This window comes from Rhodoplanes sp. Z2-YC6860, from assembly GCF_001579845.1.
Taxonomy (GTDB): Bacteria; Pseudomonadota; Alphaproteobacteria; order Rhizobiales; family Xanthobacteraceae; genus Z2-YC6860.
Window position 1 is genome coordinate 7,052,228 of sequence record NZ_CP007440.1, and the last position, 22,622, is coordinate 7,074,849.

The 22,622-nt window shown below is 64.2% G+C and carries 22 protein-coding genes; 13 read left to right on the forward strand and 9 right to left on the reverse strand.

Going from position 1 to position 22,622, the window contains the following annotated elements; translation table 11 throughout:
* Positions 1 to 45 precede the first annotated feature (45 nt).
* The 8 genes from RHPLAN_RS32910 (at position 46) to RHPLAN_RS32945 (ending at position 9,134) form a co-directional block, all read left to right on the forward strand.
* On the forward strand, positions 46 to 1,842 hold the full coding sequence (locus RHPLAN_RS32910; protein ID WP_068027665.1) for a long-chain-acyl-CoA synthetase: 1,797 nt from the start codon (positions 46 to 48) through the stop codon (positions 1,840 to 1,842).
* A complete protein-coding gene (locus RHPLAN_RS32915; protein ID WP_068027668.1) occupies positions 1,839 to 2,381 on the forward strand; it encodes a DUF924 family protein in 543 nt (180 codons plus the stop codon). The genes RHPLAN_RS32910 and RHPLAN_RS32915 overlap by 4 nt, the downstream gene beginning before the upstream one ends.
* A 109-nt stretch (positions 2,382 to 2,490) precedes the next feature.
* Entirely contained in the window at positions 2,491 to 3,468 is a 978-nt protein-coding gene (locus RHPLAN_RS32920) for a Bug family tripartite tricarboxylate transporter substrate binding protein (RefSeq protein ID WP_068027670.1), read from the forward strand.
* Between the two features lie 70 nt (positions 3,469 to 3,538).
* The gene (locus RHPLAN_RS32925) at positions 3,539 to 4,012 is read left to right on the forward strand and encodes a tripartite tricarboxylate transporter TctB family protein (protein ID WP_084246699.1); all 474 of its coding nucleotides are present in this window, start codon (positions 3,539 to 3,541) and stop codon (positions 4,010 to 4,012) included.
* 9 nt (positions 4,013 to 4,021) lie between these two features.
* A complete protein-coding gene (locus tag RHPLAN_RS32930; RefSeq protein WP_068027674.1) occupies positions 4,022 to 5,521 on the forward strand; it encodes a tripartite tricarboxylate transporter permease in 1,500 nt (499 codons plus the stop codon).
* Positions 5,522 to 5,608: 87 nt separating this feature from the next.
* Positions 5,609 to 6,484: a dihydrodipicolinate synthase family protein gene (locus RHPLAN_RS32935; protein ID WP_068027676.1), complete on the forward strand. Its 876-nt coding sequence runs from the start codon at positions 5,609 to 5,611 to the stop codon at positions 6,482 to 6,484.
* 100 nt (positions 6,485 to 6,584) lie between these two features.
* Positions 6,585 to 7,985: a lipopolysaccharide biosynthesis protein gene (locus RHPLAN_RS32940; protein WP_068027679.1), complete on the forward strand. Its 1,401-nt coding sequence runs from the start codon at positions 6,585 to 6,587 to the stop codon at positions 7,983 to 7,985.
* 6 nt (positions 7,986 to 7,991) lie between these two features.
* Positions 7,992 to 9,134 carry a GNAT family N-acetyltransferase gene (locus RHPLAN_RS32945; RefSeq protein WP_068027682.1) on the forward strand — a complete coding sequence of 381 codons (1,143 nt, stop codon included), beginning with the start codon at positions 7,992 to 7,994 and terminating at the stop codon, positions 9,132 to 9,134.
* Positions 9,135 to 9,140: 6 nt separating this feature from the next.
* Here the strand turns inward: RHPLAN_RS32945 and RHPLAN_RS32950 are convergent, their stop codons facing one another.
* On the reverse strand, positions 9,141 to 10,769 hold the full coding sequence (locus tag RHPLAN_RS32950) for an acyl-CoA synthetase (protein WP_068027685.1): 1,629 nt from the start codon (positions 10,767 to 10,769) through the stop codon (positions 9,141 to 9,143).
* A 350-nt stretch (positions 10,770 to 11,119) separates the two neighbouring features.
* Here RHPLAN_RS32950 and RHPLAN_RS32955 point away from each other — a divergent pair, with 350 nt between their 5' ends.
* Complete coding sequence (locus RHPLAN_RS32955) at positions 11,120 to 11,329, forward strand: hypothetical protein (RefSeq protein WP_068027688.1); 210 nt, start codon at positions 11,120 to 11,122, stop codon at positions 11,327 to 11,329.
* A 100-nt stretch (positions 11,330 to 11,429) separates the two neighbouring features.
* Here RHPLAN_RS32955 and RHPLAN_RS32960 read toward each other — a convergent pair whose 3' ends face one another.
* The 7 genes from RHPLAN_RS32960 to RHPLAN_RS32990 form a co-directional block, all read right to left on the reverse strand.
* Positions 11,430 to 11,747 (reverse strand): HU family DNA-binding protein, encoded by a 318-nt coding sequence (locus tag RHPLAN_RS32960; RefSeq protein WP_068027689.1) that lies wholly within the window; start codon positions 11,745 to 11,747, stop codon positions 11,430 to 11,432.
* Positions 11,748 to 11,907: 160 nt separating this feature from the next.
* Positions 11,908 to 12,447, reverse strand: a complete 540-nt coding sequence (locus RHPLAN_RS32965; RefSeq protein WP_068027692.1) for a CAP domain-containing protein — start codon at positions 12,445 to 12,447, stop codon at positions 11,908 to 11,910.
* A gap of 93 nt (positions 12,448 to 12,540) precedes the next feature.
* Positions 12,541 to 13,539, reverse strand: a complete 999-nt coding sequence (locus RHPLAN_RS32970; protein WP_068027695.1) for an amidohydrolase family protein — start codon at positions 13,537 to 13,539, stop codon at positions 12,541 to 12,543.
* A 40-nt stretch (positions 13,540 to 13,579) separates the two neighbouring features.
* A complete protein-coding gene (locus RHPLAN_RS32975) occupies positions 13,580 to 14,560 on the reverse strand; it encodes a Bug family tripartite tricarboxylate transporter substrate binding protein (protein WP_084246067.1) in 981 nt (326 codons plus the stop codon).
* Positions 14,561 to 14,588: 28 nt separating this feature from the next.
* Positions 14,589 to 15,422: a DODA-type extradiol aromatic ring-opening family dioxygenase gene (locus tag RHPLAN_RS32980; protein WP_068027703.1), complete on the reverse strand. Its 834-nt coding sequence runs from the start codon at positions 15,420 to 15,422 to the stop codon at positions 14,589 to 14,591.
* A complete protein-coding gene (locus RHPLAN_RS32985) occupies positions 15,415 to 15,699 on the reverse strand; it encodes a hypothetical protein (protein ID WP_068027706.1) in 285 nt (94 codons plus the stop codon). The genes RHPLAN_RS32980 and RHPLAN_RS32985 overlap by 8 nt, the downstream gene beginning before the upstream one ends.
* A 9-nt stretch (positions 15,700 to 15,708) precedes the next feature.
* A complete protein-coding gene (locus RHPLAN_RS32990; RefSeq protein WP_068027710.1) occupies positions 15,709 to 16,920 on the reverse strand; it encodes an acyl-CoA dehydrogenase family protein in 1,212 nt (403 codons plus the stop codon).
* Positions 16,921 to 17,039: 119 nt separating this feature from the next.
* Here RHPLAN_RS32990 and RHPLAN_RS32995 point away from each other — a divergent pair, with 119 nt between their 5' ends.
* From RHPLAN_RS32995 to RHPLAN_RS33010, 4 genes are all read left to right on the forward strand, one after another.
* Positions 17,040 to 17,963, forward strand: coding sequence for a LysR substrate-binding domain-containing protein (locus tag RHPLAN_RS32995; protein ID WP_068027712.1), 924 nt, complete (start codon positions 17,040 to 17,042; stop codon positions 17,961 to 17,963).
* Between the two features lie 116 nt (positions 17,964 to 18,079).
* Complete coding sequence (locus RHPLAN_RS33000; protein ID WP_068027713.1) at positions 18,080 to 18,445, forward strand: Rieske (2Fe-2S) protein; 366 nt, start codon at positions 18,080 to 18,082, stop codon at positions 18,443 to 18,445.
* Positions 18,446 to 18,472: 27 nt separating this feature from the next.
* Complete coding sequence (locus RHPLAN_RS33005) at positions 18,473 to 19,690, forward strand: amidohydrolase family protein (RefSeq protein ID WP_068027714.1); 1,218 nt, start codon at positions 18,473 to 18,475, stop codon at positions 19,688 to 19,690.
* A gap of 24 nt (positions 19,691 to 19,714) precedes the next feature.
* Positions 19,715 to 21,388: an FAD-dependent monooxygenase gene (locus RHPLAN_RS33010; protein WP_068027716.1), complete on the forward strand. Its 1,674-nt coding sequence runs from the start codon at positions 19,715 to 19,717 to the stop codon at positions 21,386 to 21,388.
* A 7-nt stretch (positions 21,389 to 21,395) separates the two neighbouring features.
* On the opposite strand, the gene RHPLAN_RS33015 is transcribed toward RHPLAN_RS33010, so the two are convergent.
* Complete coding sequence (locus RHPLAN_RS33015) at positions 21,396 to 22,385, reverse strand: Bug family tripartite tricarboxylate transporter substrate binding protein (RefSeq protein ID WP_068027719.1); 990 nt, start codon at positions 22,383 to 22,385, stop codon at positions 21,396 to 21,398.
* Positions 22,386 to 22,622 lie beyond the last annotated feature (237 nt).

The window sequence follows — 22,622 nt, forward strand, 5'->3', positions numbered from 1 at the left end:
GAACGGCGGCGAATCGAGCCGCTTTGCGAACCTGCTTCGGCTCTCATGGAATTCTTCGATCGGCTGAGGGGCGACATCGTCTACGCGATGAGCGCGTTTCGCGCGCTCCGCTTGACCACACCGATCGCGAAGCATCCGGCGCGGGTGTTTCCGGTCGTGCTCGCCGAGGCCGCCGGACGCTTCGGCGACGCGCCTGCGCTGATCTCCGAGCGCGAGCGCTTCAGCTACCGCGCGCTCGGAGAACGCGCCAACCGCTATGCACGCTGGGCGCGGCAGCAGAATCTGGCCAAGGGCGAGACCGTCTGCCTGCTGATGCCGAATCGGCCGGAATACATGGCAGCCTGGCTCGGCATCACCAGCGCCGGCGGGGTCGTCGCGCTGATCAACATCAACCTGGTCGGCCCCTCGCTCGCCCACTGCATCGACATCGTCGAGCCGAAACACATCATCGTCGCGAGCGAACTCAACGGCGTGTTCGCCACAGCACAGGGACTGCTGAAATCCAAAGCCGAGATCTGGTCGCACGGCGAAAGCGCGGAGTGGCCCCGCATCGACACCGCGGTCGACGCGTTGCCGGGTGACGCACTCGCCGCATCGGAGCGGCCGACGCTCACCATCGAAGACCGCGCGCTCTACATCTACACGTCGGGCACCACAGGTCTGCCAAAGGCCGCCAACATCAATCACTACCGCATCATGCTCGCCGCCAACGGCTTCGCCGGCATGATGAACGTAAAGCCCGACGATCGCATGTATGACTGCCTGCCGATGTATCACACCGCCGGCGGCGTGGTGGCGACCGGCGCGATGCTGGTCAGCGGCGGCTCGGTGGTGGTCCGGGAAAAATTCTCGGTCCGCGAATTCTGGGACGACGTGGCGAAGAACGACTGCACGATGTTTCAGTACATCGGTGAGCTGTGCCGCTATCTTGCCAATTCGCCGCAGAACCCGAACGAAACGCGACACAAGATCCGGCTGGCCTGCGGCAACGGCCTGCGCCCCGACCTCTGGGAGGCATTCCAGCAGCGTTTCCGCATTCCGAAAATTCTCGAATTCTACGGCGCGACCGAAGGCAACGTGAACATCTTCAATTGCGACGGCAAGCCTGGCGCCGTCGGTCGCGTGCCGTGGTTTGCGGCGCATCGCTTTCCGGTCGCGGTCGTGCGCTTCGATGTCGAGAAGCAGCAGCCGATGCGCAATGCGCAAGGCTTCTGCGAGACCTGCGCGCCGAACGAACCGGGCGAGGTCATCGGCCGCATCGTCAACGATCCATCGAAACCAGCCAACCGCTTCGAAGGTTACGCGGCCTCGACGCAGAACGAAAACAAGATCCTGCGTGATGTGTTCGTCAAGGGCGACGTCTGGTTCCGCACAGGCGACCTGATGCGGCAAGACGAGCGCGGCTATTTCTATTTCGTCGACCGCGTCGGCGATACCTTCCGCTGGAAAGGCGAGAACGTCTCGACCACCGAAGTCGCCGAAGCGATCAATGCGCTGCCCGGCGTGCAGGACGCCAATGTCTACGGCGTCTCCGTCACAGGGCGCGACGGCCGCGCCGGAATGGCAGCGATCACCTGCAAGAGTCCGTGCGATCTTGTCGCGCTCCATGCGCATCTCAGCGCGGACTTGCCCGAGTACGCGCGGCCGGTGTTCATCCGGCTGCAGAACGAGCTCGAAGTCACCTCGACCTTCAAGCAGAAGAAGGTCGATCTGGTGCGCGAAGGCTTCAACCCGGCGGCCGTTCGCGACCCGATCTATTTCAACGATCCTGCCGCGAAGGCTTTCGTGCGGCTCGACGACCAGCTCTATCAGCGCATCGAGGGCGGGGAGATCCGGCTGTGATCGCGTCTTACGCCCAGGTGCTCGCGTTCTGGCGCGAAGCCGGCAAGGACAAATGGTTCGAAAAAGACGCGGCTTTTGACGAAGCGATCCGCAGACGGTTTCTCGAAACCTACGAGGCCGCGGCCGCGGGGCAGCTCAAGGAGTGGGAAGAAAGCCGCGAAGGCGCGCTCGCCCTCGTCATCGTGCTCGATCAGTTTCCGCGCAACATGTTCCGCGGCAGCGCCCGCGCCTTTGCGGCCGATCATCTCGCCCGCGGCATCGCCGATCGCGCCATGGCGCTCGGTTTCGATCTCGCCACGCCAGTCGAGGAGCGCGCCTTCTTTTATCTGCCGTTCGAGCACTCCGAACAGCTCGCCGATCAGGAGCGTTGCTGCACGCTGTTTCGCGCAACGGGCGACGCCGATAATGTGAAATGGGCGGAGCTGCACGCCGATATCATCCGCCGCTTCGGCCGCTTCCCGCATCGCAATGTCGTGCTCGGCCGCGCGACCACCGCCGAGGAGCAGGCTTTCCTCGATGGCGGTGGCTTCACGGGCTGACCTGCACTCGCCGGTTAGACCAAGGTCGTTTGCTCTGAACCACCGCGCCTCTGGACCTGACCGCAAAACCGGCTCTTAATGGTCATCAGGGAGTCCAGGGAGAGCCTATATGTCGTTGTGGGTCCGTAGCATTTGCCGCGGCGCGCTGGTTGCGGGCGCAGCGCTCGCCGCCGGTTCGTTCGTGACACCGGCCGTTGCCCAGATGGAGCTGAAGATTGTCGCGCCGGCCGCGCCCGGCGGCGGCTGGGACCAGACCGCGCGTTCGATGCAGCAGGCGTTGATCGCCGAGAAGCTCGTCAAGAGCGCGCAGGTCGTCAACATCGCGGGCGCTGGCGGCACCATTGGCCTCGCCCAGTTCGTCAACGGCGCCAAGGGCGACGGCAACCAGCTCATGGTCAACGGCTTTGTCATGGTCGGCGCCATCCTGCTGAACAAGTCCCCAGTCTCGATGTCGCAGATCACGCCGATCGCGCGCATCACCGAGGAGACCCAGGTGATGGTCGTGCCGGCCAACTCGCCGATCAAAGATGCCAAGGACCTCGCCGAAGCGGTGAAGAGGGATGTTGCCAAGGTGACCTTCGCGGGCGGCTCCGCCGGCGGCGTCGATCACATCATGGCGGCGCTGTTCGTCGGCGCGGTGGGCGCCGACGCATCCAAGGTCAACTACGTACCGTTCTCCGGCGGCGGCGAATCGCTTGCTGCCATCCTCGGTGGCAAGGTCACGGCCGGCATTTCCGGCGTGTCGGAATACGAGGGCCAGATCAAGGCCGGCAAACTTCGCGCCATCGGTGTGACCTCGCCAAACCGGATGCCCGGCTACGACATCCCGACCTTCAAGGAGCAGGGCGTCGATCTCGTTCTCACCAACTGGCGCTCGGTGTTCGGCGCACCCGGCATCAACGACGCGCAGAAGAAGGCGCTCGGCGAGGTCGTCGAGAAGATGGTGAAGTCCAACGCCTGGAAGGAAATCCTCAAGCAGAAGGGCTGGGACGACGCCTACATGTCGGGTGACGAATTCGCCAAGTTCCTGGCGAACGAGCAGACCCGCGTCGCCACTGCGATGAAGACCGTCGGACTGGTCAAATAACCGGCGGCAGCATCACCGGGCCGGCTGAACGCCGGCCTGCAGACGAGGTCGAAGGCTGGGGGGGCCGATGATGAGCACAAGCGAGACGCATCAGGTCGACCGCGCGGGCATCGCGATCGCCGTTCTGCTGCTGGTGATTGCCGCGGTGACCGCCTGGGATTCTTCGACACTCGAACTCGCGCCAACCTACGGCCTCGGCCCGAAGATGATGGCCTATGTGGTCGCGGCCGGCATGACCGTGATCGGCATCGCCAATCTGATCATGGCGCTGCGCGGTGGTTTTCCCGAGCGCGAGAGCTATGACCCGAAGGCCATCGCGCTGATCCTCGGCGGTTTCGCGGCGCTCATTGCGATCATCGCCTTCGGCGGCGGCTTCATTCCGGCAACAGCGGTGCTGTTTGCCGCGACAGCGGCGGCCTTCGGCCGCAAGGCGATCGTGACCGACCTGCTCATCGGCGCCGTGCTCGGTGTCGTCGTCTACCTGCTGTTCGACAAGGTGCTGACCTTGTCGCTCCCGGCAGGCCCGCTCGAACGGCTGCTGTGAGGCCCGGCCATGGAAGCGCTCGCATCCCTGATCCACGGCCTCACCATCGCCTGCCAGCCGATGAACCTGCTTTACGCGCTGGTCGGCGTGCTGCTCGGCACCGCCGTCGGCGTGCTGCCGGGCATCGGCCCGGCGCTGACGGTGGCGCTGCTGCTGCCGATCACCTTCAAGCTCGATCCCGCCGGCTCGCTGATCATGTTCGCCGGCATTTATTACGGCGGCATGTATGGCGGCTCGACCACCTCGATCCTGATCAACACGCCGGGCGAAAGCGCCTCGATGGTCACGGCGCTCGAGGGCAACAAGATGGCCAAGGCCGGCCGCGCCGGTCCTGCACTCGCAACGGCCGCGATCGGTTCGTTCGTCGCCGGCACCATCGCGACGCTCGGCATCGTGTTCCTCGCGCCGTGGCTCGTGAACGTCGCGGTGAATTTCGGGCCGGAGGATTACTTCGCGCTGATGTGCCTCGCCTTCGTCACCGTGTCGGCGACATTTGGAGACTCGCCCATTCGGGGACTCACAAGCCTGCTGATCGGCCTGACGCTCGGCCTCGTCGGCATCGACAAGCTGACCGGCCAGCCGCGGCTCTCGTTTGGCGTGCCGGACCTCCTCGATGGCGTTGAGGTAACGACGCTCGCGGTGGGACTGTTCGCGGTCGGCGAAGCGCTCTACGTCGCCTCGCGGCGCCATCTGGTCGAGGAGAAGCTCGAGCCGGTGCGCGGCTCGCTCTGGATGACGGCGGCGGACTGGTCGCGCTCCTGGAAGCCATGGATCCGCGGCACTCTGTTCGGCTTCCCGATCGGCGCGCTGCCGGCGGGCGGCGCCGAGATCCCGACATTCCTCTCGTACTCGACCGAGCGCCGCCTCGCGAAGCACCCCGAGGAATTCGGCAAGGGTGCAATCGAAGGCGTCGCCGGTCCCGAGGCCGCCAACAACGCCTCGGCGGCGGGCACGCTGGTGCCGCTGTTGACGCTTGGCCTGCCGACCTCGGCCACCGCCGCGATGCTGCTTGCCGGTTTCCAGCAATATGGCCTCAATCCGGGACCGCTGCTGTTCGCCGAGAAGCCGGATCTGGTTTGGGGCCTGATCGCGAGCCTGTTCATCGCCAACGGCATGCTGCTCGTTCTCAATCTGCCGCTGGTCGGACTGTGGGTGCGGCTCCTCGCCATTCCAACACCGTGGCTCTACGCCGGCATCCTGGTGTTCGCCACCATGGGCACCATCGCCGCGAAGCCTTCGGTGGTCGAGCTGTCGATGCTGGCGGGCTTCGGCGTGATGGGGTTTATCATGCGCCGTTTCGACTATCCGGTCGCGCCGGTGGTGGTCGGGCTCATTCTCGGGCCGGTCGCCGAAAGCCAATTGCGCCGCGCGCTGCAGATCAGCCTCGGTGACCCGATGGTGCTGCTGCAAAGCCCAATGTCGGCGACGCTGCTCGGCGTCGCGCTGCTGGCGCTGATCGCGCCCTTCGCGCTGAAAGGCATGAATCGCTTCAAGGCCGGCGAGGATTGATCGCTCCCTTTGCAATAGATGACCGATCCACGCTTGACCGGGACGCTAAGCTGAAGCACTGCATGCGGATCAGCAGGTGTCATCAGCATGACCGATTTCCACGGCGTCTTCCCCTATCTCGTCTCGCCCGTCGATGCCGCAGGCCGCATCAAGACCGACGTGCTGGGCACGCTTTGTGACGATCTCATCAAGGCCGGCGTGCATGGGCTCACGCCGCTCGGCTCGACCGGCGAGTTCGCCTATCTCAATGCCGAGCAGCGCATTGCCATGGTGCAAGCCACCATCGAAGCGACCCAAAAGCGCGTGCCGGTGGTCGCGGGCGTCGCTGCGACCACGACCGCCGACGCCGTCGCGCAGGCCAAGACCTATCAGAAGCTTGGCGCCGACGGCATCCTTGCCATCCTCGAATCCTACTTTCCGCTGAAGGACGCTCAGGTCGAGGCCTACTTCCGCGCCATCGCCGACGCCGTGCACATCCCAGTGGTGCTTTACACCAATCCGCAATTCCAGCGCAGCGATCTCAGCCTCGATGTGATCGCGCGCCTCAGCGCGCATCCGCGCATCGGCTATATCAAGGACGCCTCGACCAACACCGGCCGGCTGCTCTCGATCATGAACCGATGCCCGGACATCCAGGTGTTCTCGGCCTCGGCGCATATCCCGGCAGCCGTGATGTTGATCGGCGGGGTGGGCTGGATGGCGGGGCCGGCCTGCATCGTGCCGCGGCAAAGTGTCCAACTCTATGAGTTGTGTCGTACCGGTCGCTGGGACGAAGCCATGACGTTGCAGCGCAAGCTCTGGGGCATCAACGAGGCCTTCGCGCGCTTCAATCTTGCGGCCTGCGTCAAGGCCGGGCTGTCGATCCAGGGCTATGACGTCGGCGACCCGGTGCCGCCGCAGCCGGCGCTGACGCCGGACGAACGCAAGATCGTCGAGAAAACGCTGGCCGGGCTTGGCCCCTAGGACGATTCGGCACCCCGCACCCAACCGAATGTTAACGGTTCCTTGCTAGGCCTGCTCGGCTTAAGAGCCGCACCCGGACGCGGCCGTGCCGAGGTGTTGCGTGGCGTTGACCGAGTCGCAAAATCCGGATCGTCCGGCCCGTCCGCCGGTGAGCGGGCTCGTCACACATATTCGCGCCCGACTCAATGCCTGGCTCGCCGACACCAGCGATCGCTCGGTGACGCAACGCGTGGCAAGCGCAGCCTTCCTCATCCGGGTCTGCAGCGCAGCGCTGATCTATCTTTCGCAGATCGTGCTCGCGCGCTGGATGGGTCGCACCGAGTTCGGCATCTACGTCTATGTCTGGACCTGGGTGACACTCGTCGGTGATATGGCGGACTTGGGTCTCGCCACCACGGCGCAGCGCTTCATTCCCGAATATGCCAAGCTTCAAGCGTTCGATAAGCTGCGCGGCTTTGTCGCCCGCAGCCGCTGGCTTGCGATCGCAAGTGCCAGCATCATCGCGCTCAGCGGCCTCCTCCTGATCCGAATGCTGGAGCCCTACCTTGACGACGTTGTCGAGGTGCCGCTGTCGATCGCCTGCGTCACGCTGCCGTTCTACAGCCTGATGCAGATGCAGGACGGCATTGCCCGCTCCTACGACTGGATCGATCTCGCGCTGCTGCCGCCCTACATCGTGCGCCACGTCGTGATGCTGGTGCTGATCCTGGCGGCGTTCCTTTTGAGCTTTGAGACCACAGCCGAGACCGCGGTGACCGCCGTCGCGATCTCGTTCGCGCTCACCGTGGTCGGTCAGACCGTGCTGCTTAACAGGCGGCTGGCGCGCACCATCGAAGCCGGCCCTCGCGCTTACGAGACCAAGACCTGGTTCAAGGTCTCGCTGCCGATCCTGATGGTGGAAGGCTTCTATGTGCTGCTGACTTCGACCGACATCCTCGTGCTGCAGCAATTCCGCACCCCCGACGATGTGGCAATCTACTATGCGGCCGCCAAGACGCTGGCGCTGATCGCATTCGTGCATTTTGCCGTCTCGGCTGCCGTGGCGCACCGTTTCAGCAAGTACCATATCGGCGACCATCGCGAAGAACTCGAAAACATCCTCGCCGATTCCATCCGCTGGACGTTCTGGGCTTCGCTTGCCGCCTGTGTCGTCGTCCTCGCGATGGGCCAGCCGCTGCTCTGGCTGTTCGGACCGCAATTCACCGGCGGCTTCCATCTGATGTGGATTCTTGCCGTGGGACTGATGGCGCGAGCTTCGGTCGGCCCCATCGAGCGGCTGCTCAACATGCTCGGTGAGCAGCGCGCTTGCGCCAGTGTCTATGCCGGAGCGTTTGCGCTCAATCTCGTGCTCTGCGTCATTCTCGTTCCGCGGATCGGCGTCGAGGGCGCGGCGGTGTCGACCACGACCGCCTTGATCTTCGAATCCGTACTTCTGTTCGCCGTCACCAGAAAGCGGCTCGGGCTTCACGTCTTCATCTGGAGCCGCGCCAAATCGCGCTGACCAACCATGCACGCGCCACTCAGCAAATTCTATCGGGTCGAATGGCTTGAAGCGTCCGCGCTCGCGCCGCTCGCCGACGAAATGAAGACGCTGGCCGGCCGCGCCGCCGAACCGAATGTGTTCTACGAGCCGGCCTTCATGCTCGCGGCCGCACCCGTGTTTGGCGCCGGTGTGGGCGCAACGCTGGTTCGCACTTCGGCCGGCCGTCTCGCCGGCGTGTTTCCGGCGCGCCGGGAGCGGCCGCAGGGCGGCCTCATGCCGATGCTGACGGGCTGGACGCATCCTTTCGGGCCGCTTGGCGTGCCGCTGGTCGACCGCGACGATCCTGAAGGCATCATCACCGCGTGGCTCGATCGGCTTGCACACGATCCCAAAACGCCGTCGTTTCTGTTGATGCCTTATGTGCCGGAGTCAGGCCCGTTCGCGACTGCGCTCGATGCCGTGCTCGCGCAAAGGGGGCAGGCCAACGCCCGCTTCGGCCATCACGAGCGAGCTCTGCTCGATCCGGGAAGCGAGCGCGCAAGCTATATCGAACGCGCAATGTCCTCGGGTCGCCGCAAGGAGCTTCGCCGCCAGCGGCGGCGCCTCGAAGACGTTGCGCCCGTTACGTTCACGCAGGCCACCGGTCCGGACGAAGTCACCGCTGCGCTCGAGGATTTTCTTCTGCTGGAGGCGAGCGGCTGGAAGGGCGCAGCCGGCAGCGCCATCGTCGACGATCCGTCGATCAAGACGTTCGTGCAGACGGCCGTTGCCGGGCTCGCGGCCGATCGCCACGCCCGCGTCGACCGCATGCTGCTCGACGGCCGCGCCATCACCGCGACGGTGACACTGCAAAGCGGCAACACCGCCTGGTGCTGGAAAATTGCTTATGACGAGGGCATGGCTCGCTTCTCGCCAGGCGTGCAGCTCGTCTGCGATTTGACCGAACGGCTGATGGCAGACGCCAATGTCGCGCGGGTCGATTCCTGCGCCGCCGCCGAGCATCCCATGATCGACCATATCTGGCGCGAGCGCCTCGCAGTCGCCGATCGGCTGATCGCGGTGCGGCGCTCAATGATTCCGTTCGCGCTGGCCTGCCACATGGAGCGGCTGCGCCGGGACGCGATCGCCGCGGCCAAACAGCTCCGCAACCGCCTGCGCGGCCGCTGAAGCCGCTCAGGCGTTCGAGCGCAACAGGCGCCGGATCACCTTGCCGGTCGTGGTCATTGGCATCTCGTCGATGAAAGCGATCTCACGCGGATATTCATGGGCCGAGAGCCGCTTGCGCACAAATGCCTGGATCTCGTCCGCCAGCGCCGGCGACGCCGCCTGGCCGGTCTTGAGCACGATGAACGCTTTGACGATCTCGGCTCGGACCGGGTCAGGCTTGCCGATCACCGCAGCAAGCGCCACAGCCGGATGCTGGATCAGGCAGTCTTCGATCTCGCCCGGCCCGATGCGATATCCCGACGAGTTGATCACATCGTCATCGCGGCCGACAAAGGTGAAGTAGCCCTCCTCGTCGATCACGCCCTGGTCGCCGGTGGTCATCCAATCGCCGATGAATTTCTCCCGTGTGGCTTCCGGTTTGCCCCAATATTCCAGGAACATCACCGGGTCCGGCCGCTTCACCGCGATCTGGCCGAGTTCGCCAGGCTTCCGCACACGGCCCTCGCCGTCGATCACCGCGACGGTGTGGCCCGGGATCGCCTTGCCGATCGCACCCGGCCGCACCACGCCGATCGCGGCGCACGATCCGATCACGAGATTGCATTCGGTCTGGCCGTAGAACTCGTTGATCGTCATGCCGAGCGCGGACTTGCCCCACTCGAAGGTCTCGGCACCCAGCGCCTCGCCGCCAGAGCCGACCGAGCGCAACACGAAATTATAGCGGCCGCGCGGATTTGGCACCGCGCGCAGCATGCGCAGCGCGGTCGGCGGAATGAAGGCGTTGCGCACGCCATGCCGCGCCATCAGCGCGAAGGCTTCCTCGGGATCGAACTTGTCGAAGCGCCGCGCCACCACCGGCACGCCGCAATAGAGGCTCGGCAGCAAGCAATCGAGCAAGCCGCCGGCCCAGGCCCAGTCGGCCGGCGTCCAGAAGCGGTCGCCGGGCTGCGGGAAAAATTCATGGGGGAGTTCGATGCCAGGCATATGGCCGATCAAGACGCGATGGGCGTGCAGCGCGCCCTTCGGCTGGCCGGTGGTGCCGGACGTGTAGATCATCATCGCCGGATCGTCGGCCGTGGTCGGCACCGGCGTGAAATTCGATGAGGCGCGCGTGAGCGCGTCGTGGAAACTGAGTGCGCCGTCGTCGGCGCCGTCGACCGAAAGGACGAACCGCAACGCGGCCAGCGAGTCCGCCTGCGCGCGCTTGATCTCCGCGAGCTTGGCCACGCCCTGTGCGTTGGTGATCAACGCCTTGGCGCCGGCGTTCTGCAGACGATACGCAAGCGCATCGGTCCCGAACAACGCCGCAAGCGGCAGCGCGATGGCGCCGAGCTTGTAGATCGCAATGTGAATCGCCGCGACCTCCGGCGTCTGCGGCAAGAGGATCGCGACGCGATCGCCGCGCGCAACGCCCTGCGCCGCGAGGGCATTGGCAAGCCGGTTCGATGTCTCGCGCAACCAGCCGTAGCTCACGTCCTGCGCGCGGCCGTCGGCGCCGGCCGCGACGATCGCAAGCCGGCCCGGATCGCGCTCGGCCCAGCGGTCGCAGACCTCGACACCGATGTTGAATTGCACGGGCCTCGGCCAGCGGAACTCGCGGACCAGGTCGTCGTAGCTGCGGCTTTCCGGCAACATGCGGCGAAAAACTAACGACGAGCCATGTTCCGGTCCAGCCGGAACGCCAAAATAGTCCCCTTATGAGACAATGGAAACTCCTCACGAAATGGTGGCAGCGCGCGAAACCTCAGACGGCATCTGCGTTTGCGCGGATCGGGCCGCAGACTTTGCATGACGTTGCTGCATTTGCGCAATGCGTGCGCGCGATTCATCGCATGAATGCTGGGTTTCTCGCATCGTGCGGACTCGCGCAGCCGATCCGGCCGGCTGCATTGCCCGGTTAAGGGTAAGCCGCTAGCCTCGAACGTCGGCCCAGTCGGGCTGCTTGAGTTTCGTGTTCGCGTGTCCAAGTAGAGTGAGTGCGTAGCGTGATCGACGTCGACGTTGTGCTGGTGAATATGGACGAGCAGACCGCGTACTGCTCCGACGGCGTCACGCGTGCGATTTTCGAGATGTACGACTGCGATGCCCAGCCGACCGAAGATCCCGACTGCGCGATTGCTGCAGTCGTAAAGGTCGCCGAGGATCAATACATTCTCCTGAACCTCACCGGCGAAGATCAGGCGAAGTTGCACTAAGCCAGTTGCTGTGCGCCGCACAGACTGAGATCGAAGAACAGAACGCCCAGCCCTCTCGGGCCGGGCGTTTGTATTTCCATCAAACGAAATCGAGAAAGCGTCAGACTGCTTCCTTCAGCTCCTTGGCGGCGCGGAAGGCTACCTTCTTGCTCGCTTTGATTTCGATCGGCTCACCGGTCGCGGGGTTGCGGCCCATGCGCGCCGCACGCTTGCGAACCTGAAGGACGCCGAGGCCGACGAGACGGATACGGTCGCCTTTCTTCAGATGCTTTGTGACGAGGTTGACGAGATCACCGAGGAGGGCTTCGGCCTGCTTCTTCGGCATCTCATGATCCTCGGCCAAGGTGGCGGCTAGGTGCTTGAGGCTGACGGTATTCTGCTTGGCCTTCGCGGCGGCGGCTGCTGGCTGAGTGGCCATTGTGTCGAAACTCCTCTGAAATGATGCGCTCTGAATACACGGAATTGGGCGCTCCGCAACGCATTACCCGGCATTTCGCTCAATTCAAGGCAGTCCAGGGAACCACCGCAGGGCTGTCTTGGCTAAGAAAAACTAGCGAAAAACGCCTGATTTTAGAGGGTTATCCCCTGTGATCATCGGGCGCAGCGAGAATCAGGGTCCAGAACACCTTGTACTTGGAATTGGGCGTATAGACCGCCGCAATGCCCATTTTTGTTACGCCGCTATGCAGCATATTGGCCCGATGCGGAGGCGAATCGCGCCAGCCTGAGAAAGCCTCGGCGAGTGTGTGATAGCCCGCGCCGATGTTCTCGACCGCAACCTTCGCATCGTAGCCCGACCGCTTGACACGCTGCTGAAATGGTCCCGCGGCATCATGCTCGAAGCGATTCTTGCTCGCCATGGCGCGCGACTGCTCTTCCGCCATCTTCATCAGACGATCGTCGAGGCTGACGATGCCGAGCCCGTTGTTGCGGCGATAGCCGGAGATCATCGACGCCGCCGCCTTGGCATCGAGCTGCGCATCGGTCGAGGCCATGCTCTCGTAGAAAGTCGGCTTGCTCGGCGGCTTATAGGTCTCGCTCGAGCAGCCGATCAGGCCGCCCGTGAACGAGCACAACGTTATGGCCTGCGCGGCGCGCCAGAAGCCGTCGGCGAACATGAGAATCCCCACCCCGAGCGGGACAAGGACTACCACCGCAAACCTTGACCGAAAGTTGAGCAACCCCGACCTCTGCCCCTAAATCGCCAGCTCTCAGCTGAATTTCATGTTCAGCAGCCGCTCGGCGTTCCCGACCATGATCTTCTTATAGACAGCTGAGTCGAGATTAAGGCCGTCAATGGCCTGGATATGCACCGGAATGGCGGCGAGCGGCGCGTCGGTGGCGAACACCACCCGCTCCGGACCGAAAAAGCTGATCCCGCACGGCAGACCATAGGTCCCGCCAAACATCGCAGTGTCGGCGTAGAACTCCTTGAAATATTCGAGGTGCGGCCGCTTCAGCGAGGACAGCACCTTGGTGTGGTCCTCGTCGACCGTGCGCGAGCCGAGCACGTCCATGCCGGGTCCAATGCGGCCGTCGAAGTATGGGATCATGCCGCCGCCGAGATGGTGCGTGATCAGTTTGAGATTCGGATGGCGATCGTAGATGCCGTCGAACACCAGCCGGCACATCGCGATCGTGGTCTCGTAGGGCCAGCCAAAGCACCACCACATCTCGAAGCGCGAACGTGGCTCGGACGCATAGTCGGACATCGCCGACGTGCGCGCCGGATGAATCCAGATCGGCAGATCGTGCTTCGCCATCGCGGCGAAGAACGGCTTAAAGCGCAGCTCGTCGAGCGGATGCCCGGTGATGTTGGTGAAGGTCTGCACGCCCCTGGCGCCCATCTTGATGGCGCGCTCGGCTTCCGCGATCGAGAAGTCGACGTCGTTCATGTTGACGGCGGCGGCGAAGGCCGGAAAGCGCTTGGGATATTTCGCGACCAGCTCGGCCATCGAGTCGTTGGCGACCTTGGCCAGATTGTTGGCGACCGCTCCCTCGGCGATGTCTTCAATCGGCGGATTGGGCAGTGAGATGATCTGCCGGTAATCGTCACCGATCGCATCCATGTCCTTGAAGCGCAGATCGAGATCGAACAGCTTGCGCACGCTGCGCAGCCGCTTGCCCATGTTGCCGAGCTTCGGCGAGCCGCGCTCCAGCTCCTGGAAGAAACGCTCGGGGAAGATGTGGGTGTAGATGTCGACGATCATGGTCCCTCCGGCAGAATTGCGGCGAGACTATACGGCATCATCAGTCGAGCGAAATACCCGCATCCTTGATGACCTTGGTCCATTTGCCGTGCTCGGCGCGAATGAAGCTGTTCAGGCGTTGCGGTTCGACCGTCATGACGTCACCGCCGACCGCGACGAAGCGAGCTTCGAGCTCCGGCATGGCGGCCGCGATCTCCTTCTGCAGGCGCTCGATCCCGGGCTGCGGCGTATGCACCGGCGCAAACAGGCCGATCCAGGAATCGACATCGAGGCCCCGCACGCCCTGCTCCGCCATGGTCGGCACGTCGGGTGCGTCCCTAAGCCGCTGTGAAGCGAGCACGGCCACGCCCTTGATCTGCTTGCTCTTGAGATAAGGAATGGCCGCGGTCGAGGAATCGAAGAACAGGTCGACACGGCCCGAGATCAAATCTGGATAGACCGCGGAGGAGCTTCGATACGGCACCTCCTGCAGCTTGGCGCCCGTCTGCTTCATGAAGGCCGTGCCAACGACCTGCTGGCCACTGCCGATGCCGGCGTGCGCAAGCCGCAACTCTTCGGGATTTGTCTGGGCCTTCTTGATGAGGGCATCGACCGGCGTGAACGGAAAGTCCGCCGGCGCGATCAGCACGTAAGCGAGCTTGTAGACCACCGCGATTGGCACGAGCTGCGCCAGCGGATCGTAGGGCGGCTTCTTGTACAGCGCCTCGTTGAACACGATGTTGCTCAAGCCACCAACCAGCAGCGTATAACCGTCTGGCTGCGAAGCGATCACCGACTGCGTGCCGACGATGGTGCCCGCGCCGCTGCGATTCTCGACCACGACGCCCTGACCGAGCCGCTTGCTCAACTGATCGGCGACCACGCGGGCCACGACGTCATAGCTTCCAGCCGGCCCCGTCGGCACGACGATCTTGATGGCACGGTTCGGATAGTCGTCAGCCTTCGCTGAAATCGCGCTGACCGAAACGGACACCAAGGCAAGCACTGCCAAACGCGCGCGAACCGTCCAACCCAACGCCATCCCTGTCCTCCCGGCCGTGTCTTTTTATCTACGCCGGCAATCGCCATTCCGCGAAAGCGCAGCCGACGTAGATTTCCTCGAGCGGCGCATAGCCGATCAGGTTGAAACCCTGGTTGCCCGCGGCCGCATGCGCGACCACCCAATTGCGGACCTCGTGGCCGCCGTTGCCGGTGTGCCGCACATCGTGCTCCAGCGTGGCGGCAAGCCTGGCTGGATCGCCGTTTTCGAACAGCGAGATGCAGGTCCGGTCGAAAGCCTCGTCGATCTGGCCCATGCCGGGCTCGCCGATGAAATGGCTCAAGCCGCCCGTTGCAAGCACTGCCACTCGAAGCTTTTGCGGATAGCTCTCGATGGCCGCCCGCAGCATCGAGCCCCAGGCGAGACAGCGCCGCATCGTCGGCATCGGGTCATCGACCTCGTTGACGACGATCGGAACGATCGGCGGGACCGGGTCGATCTCCATGCGCCACAGCGGCAGGCAGAAGCCGTGATCGAGCGTCATGCGGTGCGACAACGATGGATCGAAGTCGCGCTGCAAGGCCGTATCCATAAGGTGCCGGGCGAAACTCGGATGTCCGGTGAGAACCGGATGATTGAAGCGCGTTTTCAGAAACGGCTCGGGCGGCCCGTCATGCTCCTCGCCGATCCCAATGCAGAAGGCCGGAAAATTGTTGAGGAAGAAGTTGCACCAGTGATCCGGAGACACGATCACCAGCACGTCGGGCCGCGTCGCCATCAATCGCTGGCCGACACGTTCGAATCCTTCCGTGACCGACTTGCGCGTGGGCGCCGACAGCGTGTCCCATTCGCGGGCAATCATCGGCCCGTGGCTGGCGGCAAAGACCCCGACGAGATTAGCCATGTGACGCTTGCTCCTTGAATTCCGTGTGGCCGGGCAATTCGTTCAGCCGCCTGATGAACTCCGCGTCCTTGACGCCGAGGATCGCGTAGTAGAATCGCAGCAGATAGGCGTTGGTGCGCGGCACCAGCACGGCGATGTCGTCTTCGATCACGGCACGGCGCACTTCGGCGCTCATCGGGTAGCGCGCCAGCACTGCCTCGCGATCTTTCTTGAACTCGCCAGCGAGCGCCGGCTGCTGCAGATCGAAAAACAGTTTGTTGAGCCAGTAATCTCTCATGGCTTTGCCTCAGTATTGACCTTTGGGCTCGAGGCCAAGCGCATGCTGGCCATACATCGTGCTCACGGCATCCCAGTTCATGCTGACATGCACGCCTCCGGCATGGGCATCGCGCCAGGCGCGCTGGATCGGCTTGCCGGTGAAGATGCTCTGTCCTCCCGACGCCAGGAACAAGGCATCGACCGCCTGGATTGCGAGCCGCACGCTGAACGCCTGGGCCAGCCGGTTGCGCTGCCGCAGATCAAGATCGGCCTGCTCGCCACGCTCCGCCGCGCCCATGGCCTGCTCCAACGCGTGAAAGATCATCAGCCGCGCGGCGTCGATCGAGCCGGTTGCTTCCGCGACGCGGCTTTGCACCGTGGCGAACTCCGCCATGCGGTTGTTGCCGCCGGCGACGGCGCCGCGCGTGGTGCGCACCTTGGCCATCTCGATGAAATCCGCGAGCGCGCCTTCGGCAATCCCGAAGACGGGCGTCACCAGCGCAAACGGCAGCGCCGAAAGCATCGATTGCCGGTACAGCGGATTGTCATGAACAGCCGCACCCGGCGTCGTGCCGTTGAGCAGGTCGGCGATCGGGACCACACGATGCGCGGGGACAAAGACGTCATCGGCGATGGTGTTCTTGCTGCCGGTGGCGGCGAGCCCCATCGTGTACCAGTTGTCGTCGAAGCTCACGTCGGCGCGCGGCAGCAGGAAGAACGCAGGCCTTGGCGAAGCGCCGTCCTTCGCCGGCGGAATCATGCCGCCAAGAAACAGCCACTGCGCATGATCGCAGCCGCTGGTGAAGCTCCAATTGCCGGAGAGGCGATAACCGCCATCGGCGGCAACGGCTTTGCCGACGGGCGCATATGAGCCCGCCGCGATGGCGTCGGGATCGGACCAATATTCGTCCTGCGCCTCTCTCGGAAACGTTGCGGCCAGCCACTGATGAACGATGCCGAGGCTGAACACCCAGCCGGCCGATCCGCAACCCGCCGCGACCGGCGCGACAGCGCGGACCAGCGCATCGAAGCCGTATTCGTAGCCGCCATACACCGCAGGCTGCAGAATTCGGAACAGACCTGCTTCGCGCATCCGCGCCACGACCCCGGGCGCCACCACCCGATTGGCTTCGGAGCGTTCCGCTTCCGCGCGAACCAGCGTATGGATCGCATCCGCGCGCGATACGAGATCGTCGACGCTCGGACGGGATGCGGCGGCTCGAAGGCTAATCAGCGTCATATCAACGATTCCCGGCTTGGTCGTTCGATTGACTGGGCTGTTCTACGCCAGACCTGGGATCGCAAGGAGATGTCAAGAAACGCATAGCGATGCCAATTTGATATCGCTAAACTCGTGCCGTGAAACTCGCCCAACTCAGCTACGTCGCCGCGATTGCCGAGCGCGGCAGCCTGCGCGCCGCAGCGCGGCACCTCGGCGTGGCCCAGCCGGCGTTCTCACGCAGCATCGCAGAGCTGGAACGCGAATTGGGCGCACCGCTGTTCGAACGTCGCGCCAAGGGCATGGTGGCAACGCCGCTTGGCGAGGCGTTCGCCAAACGCGCCGCTGCCATCCTCAACGACATCGAACGTGCCAAGGATGAATTCGCCCAGCTCCAGGGCCACGCGGTCGGCCGTGTGACGGTCGGACTGTCGATCGCGGCACATCTGCGGCTGCTGCCGAAGGCGCTGCGGCCGTTTCGCAATCGCTATCCAAAGGTTCGCCTGCGCATTATCGAGGGCCTTTATCCGACCCTCGCGCCCGGCCTGCTGGATGGCAGCGTGGATTTCTACGTCGGACCCGATCCAGGATTGAAGCTGCCGCAGACGCTGCGCAAGGAGATGGTGCTTTCCGGCGAACGGGCCGTGCTGTGCCGCATCGGACATCCGATGGAGAACGTAACGTCTCTGAAGCAGCTCGGCGGTGCCGAATGGATCACCACGTCGATCACGCCGCGTGCCGAGAGCGAGCTCGGCGACCTGTTCAAGCGCTATCGCCTGCCTGCTCCGACCGTGGCATTGCAGAGTCAATCTGCGCTGACGCTGCTGACGTGTCTGACCAATTCCGATCTGCTGGCCATGGCGCCGGCGCAGTGGACCACGTCGCCGATTGCCAACCGGCTCCTGACGACGATCCCGGTCAAGGAGCAGCTCTTCGCCGCGCCGATCATCGCGGTCACGCGCTCGGACGTTCCTTTGGCTCCGGCCGCAATCGCGCTGCTCGACGTGCTGAAGCGCGTTGCCGGCCAAGGCGCTGCCGAGGTTCGAAGCGCAAGAGCTTCGTGAGAACGGCGCGGGTCCATGCTTGCCCGGACAAAACCTGCGGCCTATGAATTAACCTGCGGGTTAAGATGAGCGCCGCGCTCGAATAATGCGAATGAAAAGCGGGAAGGAAGCACGTTATGGCTGAAGTTTTTGTCGCCAAGGTTGCGGACTTTCCCGACGGCGAACGCAAGATCGTGCAGCACGGCGCCCACGACATCGGCGTGTTCCACTGGGAAGGCGAGTTCTACGCCTATTCGAACCTCTGCCTGCACCAGGGCGGCCCGGCCTGCGAAGGCCTGATCATGCATCAGGTCGAAGACGTGATCGGCCCGGACAAGACCTGGGTCGGCCAGAAATTTTCCGACAGCCAGGTCAACTTCGTCTGCCCGTGGCATGGCTACGAATACGATCTGAAGACCGGCGAATGCGTGCCTGACCGGCGCCTGCGCCTTCGCAAGTACAGCGTGGTCCGCCGCGGCGACGACGTTTTCGTATCGATCTGACTCACATCCGGACGAAAGAGCACGACCATGGAACTGCCGCTCAGCAACGACCGCCGCATGAAGGTCGACGAGTTCGACTCCGGCAAGATGCTCGCCAACGCGGCGCGCCAAGCGAAACAACGCAAGTATGATCAGTTCCCGATCATCGATGTCGACTCGCACCACTACGAGCTGGAGTCGTTCAACGAGATCCTGGAATACATGTCCGACCCGGTGATGAAGCAGCTCGCCCAGATGGCGAACTCCGGCAACTCCAAGGGCGTCGGCGTGATGCCGGGCGGCGTCGGCTACCAGGACATGGGCGGCCGCGCCATCCGCTATCCGTTGCGCAGGATCGAGAAGCCCGAGCCCGGCGTGCACCGCGACATCTCGCTGACGCGACGCTGGATGGACGCGATGGGCGTCGACATCGCAGTGCTGTTCCCCTCGCCGATGCTGCAGCTCGGCCTGCATCCGCAGGTCGAGGCCGAGGTCGCGCTGTCCTTTGCCTACAACCGCTGGCTCAGCGAGCGCGTGCTGGAAGAGGAAGCGCGCATCCGCTCAATGGTCTATCTGCCGCTCAACGACCCCGACGCCAGCATCCGCATGGTGAAGGAATTCGCCGGGAAGAAGGGCGTGTCGGGCTTCATGATCACCTCGGTGCGTTTCAAACCGGTGCATCACAACAGCTACATGCGGCTCTATTCGATGATCGAGGAGACCGGCCTGCCGCTCGCCTTCCACGCCGGATACAACTGGGGCGAACAGTCGATGGGCCTGATGAACAAGTTCATCTCGGTCCATGCGCTGGGCTTCGTCTGGTACAACATGGTCCACATGACCAACTGGGTGCTGAACGCGCTGCCCGAGCGCTTTCCCAAGCTGAAAGTGATCTGGATCGAGAGCGGGCTCGCCTGGCTGCCCTTCATGATCCAGCGGCTCGACAACGAGTACATGATGCGCTCGTCGGAGTGCCCGGGCCTGAAGAAGCTGCCCGGCGAATACATCACCGACATGTTCTACACGTCGCAGCCGATGGAAATTCCACGCGACATGAGCCTGCTCGAAGCAACCTTCAAGTGCATCAAGGCGGACAGCCAGCTGCTGTACTCGTCGGACTATCCGCATTGGGATTTCGACCTGCCGTCGACGATCTACGACCTGCCATTCTTGAAGGAAAAGGCTAAGCGCGACATCCTGGGCGGCAACGCGGTCAAGCTGTTCAAGCTGGACATCGGAAGCAACAAGCTCGCCAAGGTGGCGTGAAGCAAAGGACCACGCGTAAAAGCCATGAACGCCGCGACGAACGCAGATCAAGTGGTGATCGTCGGCGGCGGCCCGGTCGGCATGATGCTGGCACTGAATCTCGCGGCGCTCGGCGTCTGCAGCACGCTGATCAACCGCGAGACCGGCCCGCGCTGGCACCCCAAGGGCTCGACGCAGAACGCCCGCACCATGGAGCACTACCGGCGGCTCGGCATCGTCGATGCAGTGCGCGCCGTTGGCCTGCCGCGCGACCTGCAGACCGACGTGACCTATTTCACCACCTTGGACGGCTGGGAGCTCGCGCGCCTCACGATGCCGTCCGAGGGCGAGAAGCTTGCGGCGCGCGCCGCGGCGCCCGCTGACGACCAGGAGGTCGAGCCGCTTTACCGCTGCAACCAGATGCACGCCGAAGCGGTGCTGTTCGACCAGGTGCAGGCCTGCGCGCTGGTCGACAAACGCTACGGCCATGAGTGCACGAGCTGGCGAGAGGATGCCGACGGCGTCACCGCCGAAATCGAGAACCTCGCGAACGGCCGACGCGAAACCATCCGCGGGCGTTACATCGCGGGTTGCGACGGCGCACGCGGCATCGTGCGGCAGCAGCTCGGCTACGCCTATCGCGGCGAGACGCCGACCATGCAGCCGTATCTCGGCGGGCCGATGGTCTCGACTTACATTCGCGCGGCGGACATTCCGAAGGTCGCGCGGACGCGCTGCTGGCAATACTGGGTGGTCAACACCCACATCCGCGCCAATATCGTCGCGGTCGACGGCAAGTCCGAGTTTCTCTTTACGACCAAGCTGGATCGTCCCGATCAGGAGCCCGACGAGGCGAGGATCGCCAAGGCGTTCCGCGACGCCGTCGGCCACGACATCGCGGTCGAATTCGTCGGCCACGGCACCTGGACGGCCGGACAGTTTTTTGTCGCCGAGAAATTCGGCGCGGGCCGCGCCTGGCTTGCGGGCGACGCCGTGCACCTGTTTACGCCGACCGGCGGCTTCGGCATGAACACCGGCGTCGATGACGCGGCCAATCTCGGCTGGAAGCTCGCCGCCATGGTGCAGGGCTGGGGCGGGGCGCAACTGCTCGACAGTTACGAGGCCGAGCGGCAGCCGGTCGCGTTCCGCAACACCGGCGCCTCCAAGGCGTTGAACAGCAACGTCAACGCCACGCCGGTTGCGCCCGAGATCGGCCAGACCTCCGCCGCGGGCGACGCAGCGCGCCGCGTGGCCGGCGAATATCTCAGCGGCGGCCGGCCGGAATTCGCGTCGCTCGGCGTGCAGCTTGGCGCGCGCTACGACTCCTCGTCAATCACGGTGTCAGACGGTACGCCACCGCCCGCCGATGATCTGTTCGACTACCGGCCGAGCGGCGTGCCAGGCGGCCGAGCGCCGCATGTGTGGATCGGAGAGCGCCACGAAGCGGGCGACTCGCTGTTCGACCGCTTCGGGACCGGTTTCACGGTGCTGCGGCTTGGGCGTAAGCCCGCGAAAGCCGATGGCCTGCTGGCGGCGTTTGCTAAGAAAAACGTGCCGGTGAAAACCATCGACGTCGACGGCGCCGTGGCGCGCGATCTTTACGAACGCGATATCGTGGTGGTGCGGCCGGATCAGCACATCGCCTGGCGCGGCAATGCCGATCCGGCCGATGCCGAGGCCGTGGTCGCGCAAATGATCGGGCAGCAGAAATCGAACTGAGCGTTCTTTACTTGGGCGCGGCGAGTTTCAGACCCGACAACTCCGCCAGTGCGCCTTGCCGTGCAACCTCTTCGCGCATGAACTTGTCGAATTTTTCCGGCGTGTTCTCGTCGGCCGCAGGCGGCGCCATGCCGAGCTCGGCCATCCGCTTCTTGAACACGTCGGTCTGCAGCACTTCGTTCAAATGCCTGCTGAGAAAGTCGACAATCGGCTTCGGCGTCTTGGCCGGGGCCGCGAGCCCCACAAAACCGCGCTGATCGATGGCGAAGCCGAGCTCCGCCATGGTCGGCACGTCAGGCCAGGCTTCCATGCGCTTGGGCGCCGCGATCGCCAGAGGCCGCACATTGCCGGAGTCGACGAGCGGCTTGCCCTGCGAGAAGAACGTGAATGCGCCCTGAATCGCGCCGGTCGCAACTGCGGCCGCCGCATCGCCCGAGCCGCGATACGGCACCGCCGTGATCTGAGTCTTGGCCATGGAGTTCAACTGCGCCAGCGACAGCCCGGGCGATGAAGCCGGGCCGGAGGTGCCGAAGCTGAATTTGCCGGGATTGGCCGCAGCGTCGGCCAGAAATTCCTTGAACGTCTTGTATGGAAGCTTGGCATTGACGATCACCACCAGCGGCGGACCGTCGACGATCCAGCCGATCTGCGCGAAATCGTCAGTCGGGCTGTAGTTCACCGGCAGGTAGTGCAGATTCTGCGTGTCGGCGAGCGAATTGGCGAACAGCGTATAACCATCAGGCGTGCCGCGCGCCGCGTAAGCCGCGCCGACCACACCCGAGCCGCCGGTGCGGTTCTCGATCACGAAACCCTGGCCAAGCTTTTCCTGCAGCATCGTCGCCGCGAGCCGTGCCGGCACGTCAGTCAGCCCGCCGGCCGGAAACGGCACCACCATAGTGACCGGTCGCGACGGATAATTCTCGGGCTGCGCCTGCGCGGCGATGCCGGCCAACAGCAGCATGCCGATGGCGATCAGGCTTTGACGTCGAAAACTCATGGCTTGCTCCCGCTCGCTTTCAAATCGCGCAACAGGCCTGCATGACGCATGCCAGCCATGCTCGCCGCAACGGGGTGGCTGTGCTGATGGCACAGTCCTGCCACCCAGTGCGGCAATTCAAGACCAAAGGGGACGTCATGACCAGCGCCAAGCCTGGTCAGAAGCCTGCGGCCGAACCGCTCACTTCGGTCGAACTGGGCGCGGGCAGGATCTGGTTCGCGCAAAGCATGGTCGTGC